This is a genomic window from Nonomuraea maheshkhaliensis, from assembly GCF_039529435.1.
GTDB classification, from domain to species: domain Bacteria; phylum Actinomycetota; class Actinomycetes; order Streptosporangiales; family Streptosporangiaceae; genus Nonomuraea; species Nonomuraea maheshkhaliensis.
On the sequence record NZ_BAAAMU010000329.1, the window covers coordinates 1 to 720 of the forward strand.

Consider the following 720-nt stretch of genomic DNA (forward strand, 5'->3'; position numbering starts at 1 on the left):
CTCCCGAGGCCGCCGCGCGGATGGACGACGTGTACGCGCGCGACTTCGCCTGGCTCAACCCGCCGCCCCCGCCCGGCCAGGCCACCTGGCACTCCTACACCTATCACCTCGAACCGGACAACATCCCCGTCCTGCGGGAGTCGATGCGGAGACTCGCCGGACGCGTATGGCGGCCCTGGATCCGCTACACGCCCGAAGTGACGCTCGACGACGTCACCGACTTCGCCCTCGGCCGCAGCCGGCTGGTCGCGGGCAAGTCCACCTGCCTGGCGGTCTCCAGCCGGTTGGAAGTGCACGCCGACGGCAAGGTCAGCTCGTGCAAGTTCTTCCCCGAGTTCATCGTCGGGGACATCAGGGACGGGACCCTGGCCGAGGTCTGGCACAGCCCCGCCTTCCGCCGGGTGCGCACCACGCTGCGCGCGACGGGCCTGATGCCCGTCTGCTCCAAGTGCTCATCGCTCTACGAGAACGGAGTGTGAACGAGATGGACGACCTCCTGCCGCAGATCAAGTCGATGCTGGCCGAGGCCCTGGGCGACGACTGGACCGCGGAGGAGCTCGGCGACGACGCGGACATCATCCGCGAGCTGGGCATGGACTCCATCCAGTTGATCAGCTTCCTGTTCATGGTCGAGGAGAGGTTCGACGTGGAGCTCGACTTCGACCGGCTGGACATCGAGGGGCTCTACTCCATCCGCGCCTTCTGCGGTTTCGTCCTGTC

General features: G+C 67.5%; 2 protein-coding genes. Both read left to right on the top strand.

Features of this window, described 5'->3' with window-relative positions:
* On the top strand, positions 1 to 479 hold a 479-nt coding region (locus ABFX54_RS56685; RefSeq protein WP_346115625.1), incomplete at its 5' end, for an SPASM domain-containing protein.
* Between the two features lie 5 nt (positions 480 to 484).
* Positions 485 to 720: acyl carrier protein (locus ABFX54_RS56690; protein ID WP_346115626.1), on the top strand; the 236-nt coding region annotated here is incomplete at its 3' end.